Genomic DNA, 14,138 nt, shown 5'->3' with positions numbered 1-14,138 from the left:
TAACAAAATGAAACCTTTTGGCTATTTCCTTATCGCCATTTTATGCACGTTTTGTGTATATAATACGACCGCTCAAACAAAAAACAATCCATGGACGGCTAGTTTTGGCACCAATATGATACATAATCCTATTCGAGATATTGATGACGATAATAACCGCTTTAAATCGTGGAATTGGAACACGGGTGGTTTTCGCCTTTCTATTGGCCATATTATTTCCAACAGGCTGTATCTGGAAGGAGCTGCTTCATTAAGCACGGTGACTGACAATTATAAAATCACAGATAAAAAACATACTTATGCCTCCATTGATGGAATGGTAAAATACCACCTAACTAGAGGTTTGTACACGATAGATCCTTATGTTACATTAGGAACAGGCTATTCATGGATAGACATGTACAACAGAAGTCTTAGATTGTACGGCTCTCCAGTTATACATGGAGGTATTGGTGTAAATTTCTGGCTTACTTCAAGCTTCGGTTTAACAGTTCAATCTCAATACAAATATGCTTTTAAAGATTACGGTTTAAACCATTTTCAACACGCAATAGGTATAAGTTATAGGTTTGGAGAAAAAGACACAGATAATGATGGAATAAATGACCGTGAAGACAAATGTCCTGATTTGTTTGGAATGATTGAAACAGGAGGGTGTCCTGATAGAGATGGTGATGGTGTTATTGATTCTGAAGATCTATGTCCTGACAATTTTGGCCCCCCTCATTTAAGTGGATGCCCTGATCGAGATGGGGACGGCACACCGGATAAGTACGATATGTGCCCTGATGAGCCAGGTGCAATAGATGATGATGGATGCCCTAGAAGAGACTCAGATAATGATGGTGTAGACGACAGGTTTGACAAATGCCCATTGGTACCTGGTCCAAAAGAAAATTCAGGTTGTCCAGACCCAAAACAACAAGCGCGAGAAGAAGCAGCGGCAAACTTAGAAAAACAACGCGCTAGGGATAACGACATTAAACAAGCTGTAATTTTAGAATTAGCAAAACTTTCTAAACTAATCACATTTGATAATGGGCAAACATCACTAACAACTAATTCTACCGTGGCTTTAGATGAAATTGCTAAAATCATGATCATTCAAAAGTTTATGAAATTTCATATTGCTGGGCATACAGATAGCACAGGTAATAGAACAAAGAATATACAGTTATCAGAGCAACGTGCACAAGCTGTTAAAGACTACCTATTGTTTAAAGGTCTAGAATCTAACAGAATAACTTCTCAAGGCTACGGACAAGAAAATCCTATTGCAGATAATACTACGGCCGAAGGCCGTTTAAAAAACCGACGCATAGAAATTTTTGTAGTAAACTAACTGTTTATCCGTAAGAATCAACGATTCGGTCGTCTTTAATATGATACAAACTGGTGAATTCTAATCTTTGATAAACCAATAATTTAAAAATCAATATTATGAAAACTAGTTTACTTTTTATTATTTGCCTAACACTATCTTTAGGTGTTTATGCTCAAAACGAAGTCGGAAAATCTGTCACCGTGACCATTAACACTATCAAAAACGATACAGGAAAAGTGATTTTGGGCTTACATACCACGGATACTTTTATGAAAACCAAAGCCTTACAAACACAAATAATTGAAATTAAGGACGGAAAAATCGAAGCTACCTTTTCTAATATAATTCCTGGAGAGTACGCTATTCTCGCCTTACATGATGAAAACAATAATAAGAAAATGGATTTTTCTCCCAACGGCATGCCCAAAGAAGATTACGGCCTTTCTAATAACCCAATGAGTTTTGGCCCTCCTCAATTTAATGAAGCCAAGTTTAAAGTCTCAACCGAGGCTATTACACTCAACATTATATTTTAAACAAAAAGGGCGATTATTATAAAATAATCGCCCTTTAATTATATCGTAAAATCTATTTACGCATTACTTTGGTTTAACCACGCATTCATCATCCATAAGGTTTTTTCTTGCTCGGTTATAAAGTCACTCATCATAGCATTTGTTCCTTCGTCACTAGCCTCTCCTGACTTTTCTAAAATAGAACGCTCTATTTTTAATAATTGACTTAAAGAGTCTACAATTAACTCTACAGCTTTATCATCTTTAGATACGTTTTTTCCCACCGGCACTTTAGCCGCTTTAGTATAATCGTCAAAAGTATGTAAAGGTGTTTCTCCTAAAGTTAAAATACGTTCAGCAATTTCATCTACTTTCACATTGGCATCGGTGTACAATTCTTCAAATTTAACGTGTAAATCAAAAAAGTTTTTACCCTTGATATTCCAATGAATACCTCTTAAATTTTGATAGTATAATTGAAAATTTGCTAATAATTTATTTAAATCTTCAGCAATTTCTTTTGTTTTTTTACTGTCTAATCCTAAACTGTTTAATCCCATAATATATTGATTTTAAATTGTTATTACTCCTATTGTAAATTTAATGAATAATAATTTGTTAATTAGTATAAGGTTTATTGATAGTTTTTATATTTTTATAGTCTTAAACTATTCTACAAAATGACAATCACACAACTCTCTTACGTCCTAGCTGTTGCAGAAGAACAAAATTTTACAAAAGCCGCAAAAAAATGTTATGTAACACAACCAACATTGAGTATGCAAATTCAAAAGCTAGAAGATGAATTAGATATTTTAATATTTGATCGTGGAAAAAAACCGATTGAACTCACGGAGGTTGGAAAAAAAATTGTGCATCAAGCCAGAAATATAGTTAATGAATCGTTTAGAATTCAAGATATTGTAGATCAGCAAAAAGGGTTTATAGGTGGTGAGTTTCGTTTAGGAATTATTCCTACGATAATGCCCACTCTACTTCCTATGTTTTTAAAGACGTTTTTAAAGAAACATTCAAAAGTAAAGTTAATTATAGAAGAACTTACTACTGAAGAAATCATACTGCGTTTAAATGAAGGGCACTTAGATGCGGCCATAGCGGCAACGCCTTTAGAAAACGATACAATAAAAGAACGTCCGTTATTCTACGAACCGTTTACAGCATACATACCCGATAACCACAGATTGAGTATTAAGAAAAAAATTGAAACGACAGATTTAGATATCGACGATATGCTGTTATTAGAAGATGGGCATTGCTTTAGAGATGGTGTAATTAACTTATGTAAGGCCTTAAAAACTCAAAATATTTCTAGTTTTCAATTGGAAAGCGGAAGTATTGAAACCTTAATAAAACTATCTAATGAAGGCTTAGGAATGACCTTACTCCCCTATTTACACACCCTAGATCTAAGTGCTGAAGACAAACAAAACCTACATCATTTTACTGAACCTTCCCCAGCACGTGAAGTAAGTTTAATTTTTCATAAGAGCGAATTAAAAATGCAAATTATTGAAGCCTTACACGACGTCATTTCTGGAATTATAAGGGGCGCAATCGCTTTCCAGAATGTAAAAATAATAAGTCCCTTACCGAAATAAAAAAAGCGACTTTTTCAAGTCGCTTTTTAATTTATGTTTTTAAGTATATTAAACATTGGTCTAAATCTGGATTTTGAGAAACAATAGATTTAATAAAAATTTTTAATTCTTCAACTTCATAAGGTAATAATCTCTGAAGTGCTTTTTGAACTTCTTTGCAAAATAGGTTTGCATCAAAGCTGACTTTATTAAGTACAGTTTTTGTGTACTCAAACATTGCTCTTGACATAATTATAAATATTTTAGTTTAATAAGGTAGATTTGTACTATAGGCAAATGGTTTATTAATCCGTTTAAATGTAGTGAAAAAAGCCATTGAAAAAACAATAGCTTCAAACTTTAACTGTTAAAAAAAACCTAAAACCACACCTAAAATCTGTTATCACCATCCAATAAATCTCCTAAGCCGCCTAAAATACTCCCTTCCCCTTTACTATTACCTCCTTTAGGTAAACTTGCAAGCACGCGATTAGCTAATCGGCTAAATGGCAAGGACTGCACATAGACAATTCCGGGACCTTCTAATTTGGCAAAGAACAAGCCTTCACCTCCAAAAATTGAGTTTTTAATGCCACCAATAAATTCTATATCATAATCTATTGTTTGTGTAAAACCAATAATACAGCCCGTATCTACTCTTAACACCTCACCCGCTTGTAAAACTTTTCTGGACATTGTTCCCCCTGCATGAACAAAGGCCATCCCGTCGCCTTCTAATTTTTGCATGATAAAGCCTTCGCCTCCAAATAAACCACGACCGAGCTTTTTACTAAATTCAATTCCTACACTAACCCCTTTGGCTGCACAAAGAAAAGCATCTTTTTGGCAAATAAATTTCCCTTGATACTCAGTAAGATTTATAGGAATAATTTTTCCTGGATAAGGGGCTGCGAAAGACACGCTCTTTTTACCTGGTACGGTATTATAAAAAGCGGTCATAAATAAACTTTCACCAGTTAAAATACGCTTTCCTGCTCCTAAAATCTTTCCTAGAAAACCCGAGTCGTTTTTAGAACCATCACCAAAGATAGTTTCCATTTTAATGCCATCGTCCATCATCATAAAACTTCCCGATTCGGCGACAACGCCTTCTTGCGGATCAAGTTCTATTTCGACATACTGCATCTCTTCTCCGTAAATTTTATAATCTATTTCGTGTGCTGTCATAATATTATAGTTTAATACCTATTAGTTGTCGCGCCTGTACTTTTGTTACAGCCGCTTATAAAGTTAACTAATTTTTGACTTTAACAGACCACTCAAAATCAAATGTTGAAACCACAACACCAGCGCTATTTGTTCCAATAGAAGTCATCCAAAACGTTTGACCTTCATTAGTTTCAATCGCTCTTTGGATTGCAGCTTCAATTTTATCGCCATCCTGACATACAAAAGTAATTTTACCGGTTGCTTTTTTGGTAAATGATGCTTTATTGTTGGCCACTAACATAGAGATTTTTCTTCCACTCTCTTCAATTTTCATTAACACTAAAGCGCCAGTCGTTAACTCGGCAGCCATACCTTGAACCGCCCAAAACATAGATTTAAACGGATTTTGATTAATCCATCGGTGACGTACTGCAACTTTACAATGTGTACTTGATATCTCTTTAACTCTAATCCCGGTAAAGAAAACAGCAGGTAATTTAACGAGGTTAAATAAGTTTATTTTTCGCGGTGTTAATTTCATTTTTTTATTGTTTGGACCAAAACTATCAAAAAAAAGCGACACCAACACTATGTTAATTTTATGTTAAATTATAGTACTTTGTATTGCATAATACCTTCCTAAAGATATATATTTGTATAAGCTACTATTATATACTTTAATTATGGATCAAAATAATCACAAAACTATTGCCACTTGGATACACTTATCTACCTTTACAAGGTTTATCATACCATTTGGAAATTTTATAGGTCCGTTATTACTATGGGTAACTAATAAAGAAAAGTCGGAGTTTATAGATGCTCATGCCAAACAAGCCATTAATTTTCAAATCAGTCTATTACTATACACTATGATTATTGGCCTAGTAAGCATTCCATTGTTAGCCTTTGATATACTACAGGGAATTGATTTTTTTGATTTCAACTTCGACGCCCCTATCGATTTTAATTTAAGCACTATATCTCCTTTATTATTTATAGGAGGATCTCTAGTTTTTCTAGCGGTTATTGCCTTTATATTGGAATTGGTATGTGTTCTCACCGCCAGTTTAAAAGCGAAAGAGGGTAAGCTATATAAGTATCCATTAAACATAAAATTTATAAAATAAAATTTCATCAACACTTAACAATCAAATCAAAAAATGAACAGTTTAATTTTTACAAAATGCTTTAGAGAATGAAGATAGAAAACACAAAAGCACAGATGCGTAAAGGGGTTTTAGAGTACTGTATACTTTCGGTACTCAAGGACAACGACGCGTACGTAGCAGAGATTTTAGATACCTTAAAAGACGCCAAGTTACTGGTTGTCGAAGGCACGATTTATCCGCTACTAACCCGTTTAAAAAACGCAGGACTTCTTAATTACCGTTGGGAGGAGTCGACATCTGGACCGCCCAGAAAATATTACGGATTAACGGAAACCGGAAAACTATTTCTAAATGAATTAACCACGACTTGGGACGAATTACAAAATGCTGTAAACATAGTAACAAGTACAAAAAACACTAAAGATGAATAAAACAGTCAATATAAATTTAGCAGGCATTTTTTATCATATCGATGAAGACGCCTATTTAAAGCTACAACGCTATCTTGAGGCTATAAAACGTTCATTTACTGATTCTCAAGGTCGCGATGAAATCGTAGCAGATATCGAAGCACGTATTGCCGAGCTGTTTGCCGAACGTATTAAACACGACAAACAAGTTATAGGAATTAAAGAAGTTGACGAAATCATTTCTATCATGGGGCAGCCAGAAGATTATTTGGTTGATGACGAGATATTCGAAGACGAACCGAAACAACACAAAGCAAAAAAAGCGGGCGTTAAAAAACTATTTAGAGATACGGACAACTCTTATATTGGAGGTGTTTCAGCAGGTCTTGGCCATTATTTAGGAATCAATGCTACTTGGATTCGATTAGTTTGGATTTTACTTGTTTTTGGTGTCGGTACTGGTATTTTCGTTTACATTATATTATGGATTTTAATCCCTGAGGCTAAGACAACATCAGAAAAAATTATAATGACCGGAGAACGTGTAAATATTACCAACATTGAAAAAAAAATTCGTGACGGGTTTGACAATGTATCGGAAACCGTAAAAAATGTTGATCTCCAAAAACATAGCAACAAAATTAAAGAAGGCTTCGAATCGGTATCTGGAAGTATTTCCGATTCGGTAAAACGCGCTAAAGGGAATAGTATTAAATCGAGTTCTAAATCGTTTTTCGATACCATCGCTGATGTCATTTCATTTTTCTTTAAAATATTCGCCAAGTTTATAGGCCTTATTTTAATATTCACTGGAGCTACCGCTGTAATTTCCCTAATTGTAGGTTTAATTTCGGCAAGTGTATTAGATCATTCTAAATTTTTTAATAGTGATATTGCCGATCTTTCTAGCGCTAGTGGTGCACCAATTTGGTTATTAGCTTTACTCTTGTTCTTTACCTTTGCTATTCCGTTTTTTATGCTCTTTTATTTAGGCTTAAAAATACTAGTGACTAATTTAAAATCTATTGGAAGCATTGCGAAATTTAGTCTTTTAGGACTATGGATTTTATCCTTAATAGGCTTGGCAGTTATAGGAGCGCGACAAGGTTTGTCTTACAGCGAGAAAGCTCCAGCGATTACCATAAAAAACCTAGACACAATAACTGCAAAGGACACCTTGGTTATTTCTATGAAAGCACATGACAATTTCGCCGAAGAGTTTTACAGAAATTCTTCATTTAATTACGGCTATAACAATGCTGGTGATGAAGTGACCTACTCTCAAGATATTCGTCTAATTATAAAATCGACACGAGATAGTATTGCAAAAATAAAGATTTTAAAAACAGCTAGAGGCGCTTCGTTTGAAGCTGCGAAAGAGCGCGCAAATACAATCAGTTATAATTACGAATTCCGTAATAATGAATTGATTTTAGACAACCATTTACTCATTTCAAACGACGAGCAAAAAAGAGATCAACGCGTAGAAATCACAGTGTATTTACCAATAGGAAGTACTTTATTAGCTAACGAGAACACTTACCGTTACCACAAAAACAGCAGTAGATATAATGATATTTTAGATAACGGTATGGAGAACTATTATTTAAAAGTTCAAAACAATAAACTACGCTGTTTGGACTGTCCGACGACATTTGATAACACTGATGATGATTTTGCAGTTAACATAGATATTAAAGACAAAGATGCAAAGCTCCTTATTAATGAAGACGGTTTAGAAGCTAAAAATAAAAATTCTGAACTTGAAATCAATAACAACGGTGTTAAAGCAAAAAGTAAAAGTGTTAATGTAACCATCGATGAAAGCGGTATTAATATTAATTCGGATACAGACACTAACGAATAGGTTTTAACACTATAAAACCAACATCCAACACATTAACCACAAACAGACAACAATGATCATATTAGCAAAATTAATTGTAATCATTATATTATTAATCTTTTTATAAGCCAAACGCTTAAATCATAAAAACAAAAACCATTTCTTACTTTACTAAAAAGTTTGGGATGGTTTTTGCTTATCTTTGTAGTCTAACTTAAATTAGAATAATGAATCACTATATTTCAATTACATTACTCACATTATTTACGGTGTTTACTGGCTTTTCACAACAAACAGAAAAGATAAAAGGAAGCCGAAATGTGACCGCCGTTGTAACTCCAATTACTACTTTTGAACGCTTAGTTATAGGAGAAGATTTTGAAATCAAATTACTTCAAGGACTTACCAATAGCGTACAAATTGAAACTGACGATAATCTTCATGAAGTTATACAGTTTTCTGTGCAAGATGGGAATCTAAGTTTTAATACGACCAAAAGAATACGATCCTCTAAAAAATTAGATATCACTGTAACTTTTAAAGATTCCTTACAGTATATCGAAGTAAAAAAAGACGCAGAATTATCGGCATTAAACGATTTAACAGTACCCTCACTTACGCTAGTCACCAAAGAGTCTTCTCGAACAGCTCTTACCATTAAAACTGATTTATTTAAATTAATTAATAGTGACAAGAGCAAAGTAGAATTAAATGTAACTGCAGATAAAGTGACGCTAGAGCTTAATGACAATAGTAGAACTGAAGCGCTATTAAATGCTCCGGAAATCACCCTTGACCTGTACCAAAGAGCATCTGCTAGAATAGATGGTGACACAGAAAATTTAGTAATAAGAGCGGATAACTCTATAACTTTTAGAGGAGAAAAGCTTACAGCAAATAGTACCACCTTAACAAACGAAGGTCGAGCTAAAGTATATATTGATACTAAAAACACATTATCTTTAGAAGCTTCAGGATATAGCGAAACCCACATTTATGGCAGTCCGAAAATAGAGATTATTAAATTTGAAGACCAAGCAAGACTCTTAAAAAAGTAGTAATCTATTCCACAATTTAGAGCATAAAAAAAAGCTGAAATATTAAAATATTTCAGCTTTTTTTATGTTTTTAAAACCGCTCTAATTAATTATAGCTAGATGTACTAACTTCAAAAGTTGAGTCTTGAGCTGCTAACCAACGTTCGGCATCTAAGGCTGCCATACACCCTGTTCCAGCTGCTGTAATTGCTTGACGATACACATGATCGGCGGCATCACCACTAACAAACACACCTTCTACATTAGTTTGGGCTGTTCCTGGTTTATTTATAATATATCCCGTTTCATCTAAATCTAAATAGTCTTTAAAAATATCTGTATTCGGTTTATGACCAATGGCTACAAAAAATCCTGTTACTGGAATTTCTGTTTTTTCTTTAGTTACATTATTCACCACTCTTACTCCAGTAACAACTTGTCCGTCGCCAATTACCTCTTCGGTTTCTGTATTGAATAATATCTCTATATTCTCGGTATTTTTAACACGTTCGGCCATAATTTTAGACGCTCTAAATTCGTCTCTTCTTACAAGCATGGTCACTTTTTTACACAGTTTAGATAAATAATGTGCTTCTTCACAAGCACTATCTCCTGCTCCAACAATAACTACCTCGTGATTTTTGTAGAAAAATCCATCACAAACAGCACATGCCGAAACACCTCCACCTAACTTTAAATATTTTTGTTCAGAATCTAATCCTAAATATTTTGCACTCGCTCCAGTGGAAATAATTACTGTATCACAGTGAATTTCTTTAGTGTCGTTTACCCAAACTTTATGTGGTTTCTCTGAAAAATCTACTTTAGTCACCCAACCGTCTCTTACATCAGTTTCAAAACGCTCTGCTTGTTTTTGCAACTCCATCATCATAGCTGGTCCTGTGATTCCATCAGGGTAACCTGGGAAATTCTCAACTTCATTGGTTGTTGTTAATTGTCCACCAGGTTGAGTTCCTTGATATAATACTGGAGCCATATTAGCACGGGCAGCATAAATCGCCGCAGTATATCCTGCAGGTCCTGAACCTATAATTAGACATTTTACTCTTTCAATTGTATCAGACATATTATCGTATTTTATAATGAACAAAAATAGGCATTTTTAGTAGAAAAACAGCTTCAAAGTTATCAACTGTAATTATTTTTCTATAAACATTTATTATGTGTCTTTTATAACACGTTTTTATCACATGAAACTTATGAATACGGTTCCGTTCTACCCAAAATACTTAATAATACTGCCATGATCAGGTATAATTAAACAAAAAAAAAGCCCGATACTATTTAGTATCAGACCTTTTATCTTAAGGGGTTATATCTTATTATCTTCTAAAAATCTTTTTTACAATCATCATCACGCCGACTTTACCTAGCATTTTAAAACCCGTTTGCATCCACTCTGCGGGCTGTAAACTTTCTTTAAATTGTCCTTTTGCGGCTTTCATTTCCTCTAAAGCTATGTTGCGCTCCAGTGTTAATCTTTTCAAATCAAATTCGATATCCTCTAATGTTTTATATGTTTTCATAATTATTCGAAGAATTTATCTGATAAGTTACTAACTACAAGATTATTAATATGCTTTCTTAAAAGGAAACATAGTACGGCAAGTATAAAAAACAGAGCACCGACGATAACAAAACCTAAAGCATAATTATCTACCATAGACCCGATAAAGAAAGCCAAGGCTATAGCCACAAAAGTTAATCCTACAACCGTAAGACCAGCTATAATCACAGTTTTAAATACCAAACTAAGGGATACTGAAAGCTGTTGAAATATCTTAAGCCTATAATATTCGTGTGAAGATTTTAAATACCTTTCACCAGCATCTATCGCATTATTTGATGTTTCATTTATTGAATCAAATACAGACATATATTATGAAGTTTTCTGAAATTTCTTGTTTTTAGATTTTAATTCCTGAAGCTTCTTTTCTAAAGTTGTAATCACATCATCAGCTTTATAGCTTGCGTTAGTAACCACATGTTCTAATTGACTTTCTAAATCAACTTTTTTAGATTGTAATGAACTCGCCACTTGATCTCTCATTTCCATTGCGCCACTAGCAAATCTATCTTTAGCATTGTTAGCCTCTTCAGCCAAACGCTCTCTCGTTTTAACGCCTTTATCCGGAGCGTATAATATACCTAATGTCGCACCTATTGCAGCGCCTAATATTAATCCTAAAGCTGTACTTCCGTTATTGTTCATAGTCTGTTGGTTTTAAATGTTAAACTTGTTTTTAGCAATACACTTTTTACTTGTAATGCTATCTACTCAAAGATACAAAATTAACAGTTTAACTCTCTTAAAATAAACATAAATGAATTCCTAAACATTTGTTAAACGAACCCGTTAAACGTGCAAAATGATTAACTTTTACAAGATTTTCAAAGAATAAAATAAGCATTTATGAAAAACACCATTAATACTACAAACCCATTTAATAATAAATCCCTAAACTCATACACATTATTTACGGAGCAACAGGTTGAAAACAGCTTAGAATTAGCAGACTCTTGTTTTAGTACTTGGAAAAAAACATCGGTTTCCGAGCGCACGTCCCTACTATCCGTATTAGGCGATTTACTCAATAAAAACAAAGCAGAATTTAGTGAATTAATGACTCTAGAGATGGGTAAACCTATCTCCCAAAGTAGAGCTGAAATTGAAAAATGTATTACCCTTTGTGATTTTTACGAAACCAATGCCGAATCCTTCCTAGCAGATGACATTATAGAAACCGAAGCCGAGGAAAGCTACATAAGTTATGACCCTTTAGGAACCATTTTAGCCGTTATGCCATGGAACTATCCATTTTGGCAAGTTTTACGCTTTGCCATTCCAACAGTAACCGCAGGTAACACCGTATTACTAAAACATGCCTCTAACGTTACGGGTTGCGCTTTGGCCATTCAGGAGTTATTTGAGCAAGCTGGTTATCCGAAAGGATGTTTCCAAACCCTTTTAGTAGACCATAAAACCATAGCGTCTATTATTAGTAATGACATTGTAAAAGCCGTTTCCTTAACAGGAAGTGAAAAAGCTGGTAAAAGCATCGCAGAAATTGCGGGCAAAAACTTAAAAAAGTGTGTATTAGAATTAGGCGGAAATAATGCCTGTATCATTCTTGACGACGCCGATTTGGATACCTATATGGATACCATTGTAAATGCTAGAATGCAAAACACAGGACAAAGTTGTATCGCAGCAAAACGTTTTATAGTTACCGAAGGTATTCACGACACGTTTATAAAACGATTTAAAGCCATAATTGAAAACCTTAGATATAGTAATCCGCTAGATGAAAACACTACGATCTCTACCTTAGCACGTGAAGATTTAGCTGAAGATCTACAAAAGCAAGTGGATGATGCTATTTCTAAAGGAGCACAAGTAGTTGTTGGAAACTCCAGAAATAAATTGTATTTTGAAGCAACATTACTAGCTAATGCCACTCCAGAAATGGACGTTTTTAAGGAAGAAACCTTTGGCCCTGTTGCTCCAGTTTTTAAAGTAAAAAACTTAGATGAAGCCTTAAAACTAGCAGGGAATTCTAAATTCGGATTGGGAACAATGGTCTTTACTAAGGATATAGAAACCGTGAGCAAGAAAGTTATTGAGATTAACGATGGGGCTTTCTTTATTAACGAATTAGTAAAATCGGACTCCCGATTACCTTTTGGAGGCACAAAAGCCTCAGGGTATGGAAGAGAACTTTCTCAAGAGGGTATTAGAGAATTTGTGAATGTTAAGACTGTTTATATTAAGCACTAAAAAAATTAAAGTATGGGATTACTAAAGGAAGCATATAAAAAAAGAAAAAAGTATATTATTGAACAAAAGAAAAGTAAGCGCACTATGGTAGCCTTTATAATTCTTGTTGTTATTTTACTAGCCGTAACACTTATACTAGGAGGTTTTTTGTTTTCTGATTTTTAAAGATTTTTTTTAATAAAAAAGCCGTTTACAATGAAGTAAACGGCTTTTATAATTATAGTATTCAATACTTATTTGATTTCAACCAACTCTAAATCAAACACTAAATCCTGACCAGCTAATGGGTGATTTCCATCGACTACGATGTGATCTTCATTAACCTCAGCAATTCTAAATTGGTGCTCTCTACCATCTTCGCTTTTAGATACTAAACCTAAACCTACTTGTGGCTCCATATCTTGTGGTAATTGCGCTTTATCAACTTTATGAAATAATTCGTCTTGAACATCTCCATAAGCTTCGTGTACTGGAATCTCTACTGTCTTTTTATCATTCACTTTCATATCGATAACAGCTTTTTCAAAACCAGGAATTAACATACCTTCTCCTAAGGTGAATTCTAAAGGCTCACGCTCTAAAGAACTGTCAAAAACTTGACCGTTATTTAATTTTCCTGTGTAATGTACTTTTACCGTATCCTTTTCTTTAACTTGACTCATAAATAGTTTTTAAAATTTTAATAAATAAAGTACAAAGCTATTATTTATATATTGAAAATTAGGAGAATATGCGATTTTTCAATCTAAATTAAGAAAAACTTAACTTTATTTAAGAGAAACAAGGCTAAAAACAACATTTAACCTCCTGAAATACAAGACTATTATCTTAAAATCTTGGTGGTAAAATAAATTTTACAATTATTTTTACAGGGTACAATTAAAAATCTAATGTGTGGTCTATCTAATTCTGTAGAACACCATACTTTTTTACAACACTAAAGTCGTAGTGGTATGTTGGGATTATAATGTTACCTAAACCAATTAAATATTAAAAAGACCAGAATATGGACTTGATCCCGGATCAATCTCAAAAGTTGTGTGTGAATTGAAATAAGATTACGATTTTTGTAAAAAAAATAGCCGTGGACAATTATTTAGAATTACTGAAACTTATTCTCCCTGAATTTTTAATTAATCATTTCGATTTAATAAAAAACACAAAAAATGGTGAAGTAATGCACCTTTATTTTGAAGAGCGCAATGTGATTCCTAAAGAGGAGAAATCCAAAATGCTTGTTGCTCATGGTTTTCACAAAGAAGTCACTATTCAAGATTTTCCACTTCGAGGTAATACAGTCTATCTTCACGTAAAACGTCGCAGATGG

At 33.7% G+C, this 14,138-nt stretch carries 19 protein-coding genes; 10 read left to right on the top strand and 9 right to left on the bottom strand.

Going from position 1 to position 14,138, the window contains the following annotated elements:
• Positions 1–7 precede the first annotated feature (7 nt).
• A complete protein-coding gene (locus BLV64_RS05325) occupies positions 8–1,342 on the top strand; it encodes an OmpA family protein (protein WP_092133165.1) in 1,335 nt (444 codons plus the stop codon).
• A gap of 98 nt (positions 1,343–1,440) precedes the next feature.
• Entirely contained in the window at positions 1,441–1,860 is a 420-nt protein-coding gene (locus tag BLV64_RS05320) for a DUF2141 domain-containing protein (protein ID WP_092133164.1), read from the top strand.
• Positions 1,861–1,916: 56 nt separating this feature from the next.
• Here BLV64_RS05320 and BLV64_RS05315 read toward each other — a convergent pair whose 3' ends face one another.
• Entirely contained in the window at positions 1,917–2,399 is a 483-nt protein-coding gene (locus BLV64_RS05315; RefSeq protein WP_092133163.1) for a Dps family protein, read from the bottom strand.
• Positions 2,400–2,519: 120 nt separating this feature from the next.
• Between BLV64_RS05315 and BLV64_RS05310 the strand changes: the two genes are divergently transcribed.
• Positions 2,520–3,458 (top strand): LysR family transcriptional regulator, encoded by a 939-nt coding sequence (locus tag BLV64_RS05310; RefSeq protein WP_092133162.1) that lies wholly within the window; start codon positions 2,520–2,522, stop codon positions 3,456–3,458.
• A 31-nt stretch (positions 3,459–3,489) separates the two neighbouring features.
• Here BLV64_RS05310 and BLV64_RS05305 read toward each other — a convergent pair whose 3' ends face one another.
• The 3 genes from BLV64_RS05305 to BLV64_RS05295 all read right to left on the bottom strand — a co-directional run bounded on the left by BLV64_RS05305 (position 3,490) and on the right by BLV64_RS05295 (position 5,148).
• Positions 3,490–3,687, bottom strand: a complete 198-nt coding sequence (locus BLV64_RS05305; RefSeq protein WP_092133161.1) for a hypothetical protein — start codon at positions 3,685–3,687, stop codon at positions 3,490–3,492.
• Positions 3,688–3,827: 140 nt separating this feature from the next.
• On the bottom strand, positions 3,828–4,625 hold the full coding sequence (locus tag BLV64_RS05300) for a TIGR00266 family protein (protein WP_092133160.1): 798 nt from the start codon (positions 4,623–4,625) through the stop codon (positions 3,828–3,830).
• Between the two features lie 67 nt (positions 4,626–4,692).
• Complete coding sequence (locus tag BLV64_RS05295; protein WP_092133159.1) at positions 4,693–5,148, bottom strand: DUF4442 domain-containing protein; 456 nt, start codon at positions 5,146–5,148, stop codon at positions 4,693–4,695.
• Positions 5,149–5,290: 142 nt separating this feature from the next.
• Here BLV64_RS05295 and BLV64_RS05290 point away from each other — a divergent pair, with 142 nt between their 5' ends.
• The 4 genes from BLV64_RS05290 (at position 5,291) to BLV64_RS05275 (ending at position 9,033) form a co-directional block, all read left to right on the top strand.
• Positions 5,291–5,737, top strand: coding sequence for a DUF4870 domain-containing protein (locus tag BLV64_RS05290; RefSeq protein ID WP_092133158.1), 447 nt, complete (start codon positions 5,291–5,293; stop codon positions 5,735–5,737).
• A gap of 68 nt (positions 5,738–5,805) precedes the next feature.
• Entirely contained in the window at positions 5,806–6,150 is a 345-nt protein-coding gene (locus tag BLV64_RS05285; protein ID WP_092133157.1) for a PadR family transcriptional regulator, read from the top strand.
• Positions 6,143–7,996: a PspC domain-containing protein gene (locus BLV64_RS05280; protein ID WP_092133156.1), complete on the top strand. Its 1,854-nt coding sequence runs from the start codon at positions 6,143–6,145 to the stop codon at positions 7,994–7,996. The genes BLV64_RS05285 and BLV64_RS05280 overlap by 8 nt, the downstream gene beginning before the upstream one ends.
• Positions 7,997–8,202: 206 nt before the next feature.
• The gene (locus tag BLV64_RS05275; protein WP_092133155.1) at positions 8,203–9,033 is read left to right on the top strand and encodes a GIN domain-containing protein; all 831 of its coding nucleotides are present in this window, start codon (positions 8,203–8,205) and stop codon (positions 9,031–9,033) included.
• An 85-nt stretch (positions 9,034–9,118) separates the two neighbouring features.
• Here BLV64_RS05275 and trxB read toward each other — a convergent pair whose 3' ends face one another.
• From trxB to BLV64_RS05255, 4 genes are all read right to left on the bottom strand, one after another.
• Positions 9,119–10,099 (bottom strand): thioredoxin-disulfide reductase, encoded by a 981-nt coding sequence (trxB, locus tag BLV64_RS05270; protein WP_092133154.1) that lies wholly within the window; start codon positions 10,097–10,099, stop codon positions 9,119–9,121.
• Positions 10,100–10,355: 256 nt separating this feature from the next.
• The gene (locus BLV64_RS05265) at positions 10,356–10,559 is read right to left on the bottom strand and encodes a hypothetical protein (protein WP_177165297.1); all 204 of its coding nucleotides are present in this window, start codon (positions 10,557–10,559) and stop codon (positions 10,356–10,358) included.
• 2 nt (positions 10,560–10,561) lie between these two features.
• Positions 10,562–10,909 (bottom strand): phage holin family protein, encoded by a 348-nt coding sequence (locus BLV64_RS05260; RefSeq protein ID WP_092133152.1) that lies wholly within the window; start codon positions 10,907–10,909, stop codon positions 10,562–10,564.
• A 3-nt stretch (positions 10,910–10,912) separates the two neighbouring features.
• Positions 10,913–11,245: a YtxH domain-containing protein gene (locus BLV64_RS05255; RefSeq protein ID WP_092133151.1), complete on the bottom strand. Its 333-nt coding sequence runs from the start codon at positions 11,243–11,245 to the stop codon at positions 10,913–10,915.
• Positions 11,246–11,446: 201 nt separating this feature from the next.
• Here BLV64_RS05255 and BLV64_RS05250 point away from each other — a divergent pair, with 201 nt between their 5' ends.
• Both BLV64_RS05250 and BLV64_RS14530 read left to right on the top strand, forming a co-directional pair.
• A complete protein-coding gene (locus BLV64_RS05250) occupies positions 11,447–12,811 on the top strand; it encodes an NAD-dependent succinate-semialdehyde dehydrogenase (RefSeq protein ID WP_092133150.1) in 1,365 nt (454 codons plus the stop codon).
• A 12-nt stretch (positions 12,812–12,823) separates the two neighbouring features.
• Complete coding sequence (locus tag BLV64_RS14530; RefSeq protein WP_177165296.1) at positions 12,824–12,976, top strand: hypothetical protein; 153 nt, start codon at positions 12,824–12,826, stop codon at positions 12,974–12,976.
• A 68-nt stretch (positions 12,977–13,044) separates the two neighbouring features.
• Here the strand turns inward: BLV64_RS14530 and BLV64_RS05245 are convergent, their stop codons facing one another.
• Positions 13,045–13,473: an FKBP-type peptidyl-prolyl cis-trans isomerase gene (locus BLV64_RS05245; protein ID WP_092133149.1), complete on the bottom strand. Its 429-nt coding sequence runs from the start codon at positions 13,471–13,473 to the stop codon at positions 13,045–13,047.
• A gap of 422 nt (positions 13,474–13,895) precedes the next feature.
• Here BLV64_RS05245 and BLV64_RS05240 point away from each other — a divergent pair.
• Positions 13,896–14,138, top strand: a 243-nt coding sequence (locus tag BLV64_RS05240; RefSeq protein ID WP_092133148.1) for an ISAon1 family transposase N-terminal region protein, incomplete at its 3' end; no start/stop codon positions are given.

This window comes from Bizionia paragorgiae, from assembly GCF_900107625.1.
GTDB lineage: Bacteria > Bacteroidota > Bacteroidia > Flavobacteriales > Flavobacteriaceae > Bizionia > Bizionia paragorgiae.
The sequence above is the reverse complement of the archived record's forward strand: the minus strand, read 5'-3'. Positions and strand labels throughout refer to the sequence as shown.

Bases quoted from the DNA above. Each gene is read 5' to 3' on its own strand.
- BLV64_RS05325 (WP_092133165.1), top strand. From the start codon at position 8: ATGAAACCTTTTGGCTATTTCCTTATCGCCATTTTATGCACGTTTTGT.
- BLV64_RS05320 (WP_092133164.1), top strand. From the start codon at position 1,441: ATGAAAACTAGTTTACTTTTTATTATTTGCCTAACACTATCTTTAGGT.
- BLV64_RS05315 (WP_092133163.1), bottom strand. From the start codon at position 2,399: ATGGGATTAAACAGTTTAGGATTAGACAGTAAAAAAACAAAAGAAATT.
- BLV64_RS05310 (WP_092133162.1), top strand. From the start codon at position 2,520: ATGACAATCACACAACTCTCTTACGTCCTAGCTGTTGCAGAAGAACAA.
- BLV64_RS05305 (WP_092133161.1), bottom strand. From the start codon at position 3,687: ATGTCAAGAGCAATGTTTGAGTACACAAAAACTGTACTTAATAAAGTC.
- BLV64_RS05300 (WP_092133160.1), bottom strand. From the start codon at position 4,625: ATGACAGCACACGAAATAGATTATAAAATTTACGGAGAAGAGATGCAG.
- BLV64_RS05295 (WP_092133159.1), bottom strand. From the start codon at position 5,148: ATGAAATTAACACCGCGAAAAATAAACTTATTTAACCTCGTTAAATTA.
- BLV64_RS05290 (WP_092133158.1), top strand. From the start codon at position 5,291: ATGGATCAAAATAATCACAAAACTATTGCCACTTGGATACACTTATCT.
- BLV64_RS05285 (WP_092133157.1), top strand. From the start codon at position 5,806: ATGAAGATAGAAAACACAAAAGCACAGATGCGTAAAGGGGTTTTAGAG.
- BLV64_RS05280 (WP_092133156.1), top strand. From the start codon at position 6,143: ATGAATAAAACAGTCAATATAAATTTAGCAGGCATTTTTTATCATATC.
- BLV64_RS05275 (WP_092133155.1), top strand. From the start codon at position 8,203: ATGAATCACTATATTTCAATTACATTACTCACATTATTTACGGTGTTT.
- trxB (WP_092133154.1), bottom strand. From the start codon at position 10,099: ATGTCTGATACAATTGAAAGAGTAAAATGTCTAATTATAGGTTCAGGA.
- BLV64_RS05265 (WP_177165297.1), bottom strand. From the start codon at position 10,559: ATGAAAACATATAAAACATTAGAGGATATCGAATTTGATTTGAAAAGA.
- BLV64_RS05260 (WP_092133152.1), bottom strand. From the start codon at position 10,909: ATGTCTGTATTTGATTCAATAAATGAAACATCAAATAATGCGATAGAT.
- BLV64_RS05255 (WP_092133151.1), bottom strand. From the start codon at position 11,245: ATGAACAATAACGGAAGTACAGCTTTAGGATTAATATTAGGCGCTGCA.
- BLV64_RS05250 (WP_092133150.1), top strand. From the start codon at position 11,447: ATGAAAAACACCATTAATACTACAAACCCATTTAATAATAAATCCCTA.
- BLV64_RS14530 (WP_177165296.1), top strand. From the start codon at position 12,824: ATGGGATTACTAAAGGAAGCATATAAAAAAAGAAAAAAGTATATTATT.
- BLV64_RS05245 (WP_092133149.1), bottom strand. From the start codon at position 13,473: ATGAGTCAAGTTAAAGAAAAGGATACGGTAAAAGTACATTACACAGGA.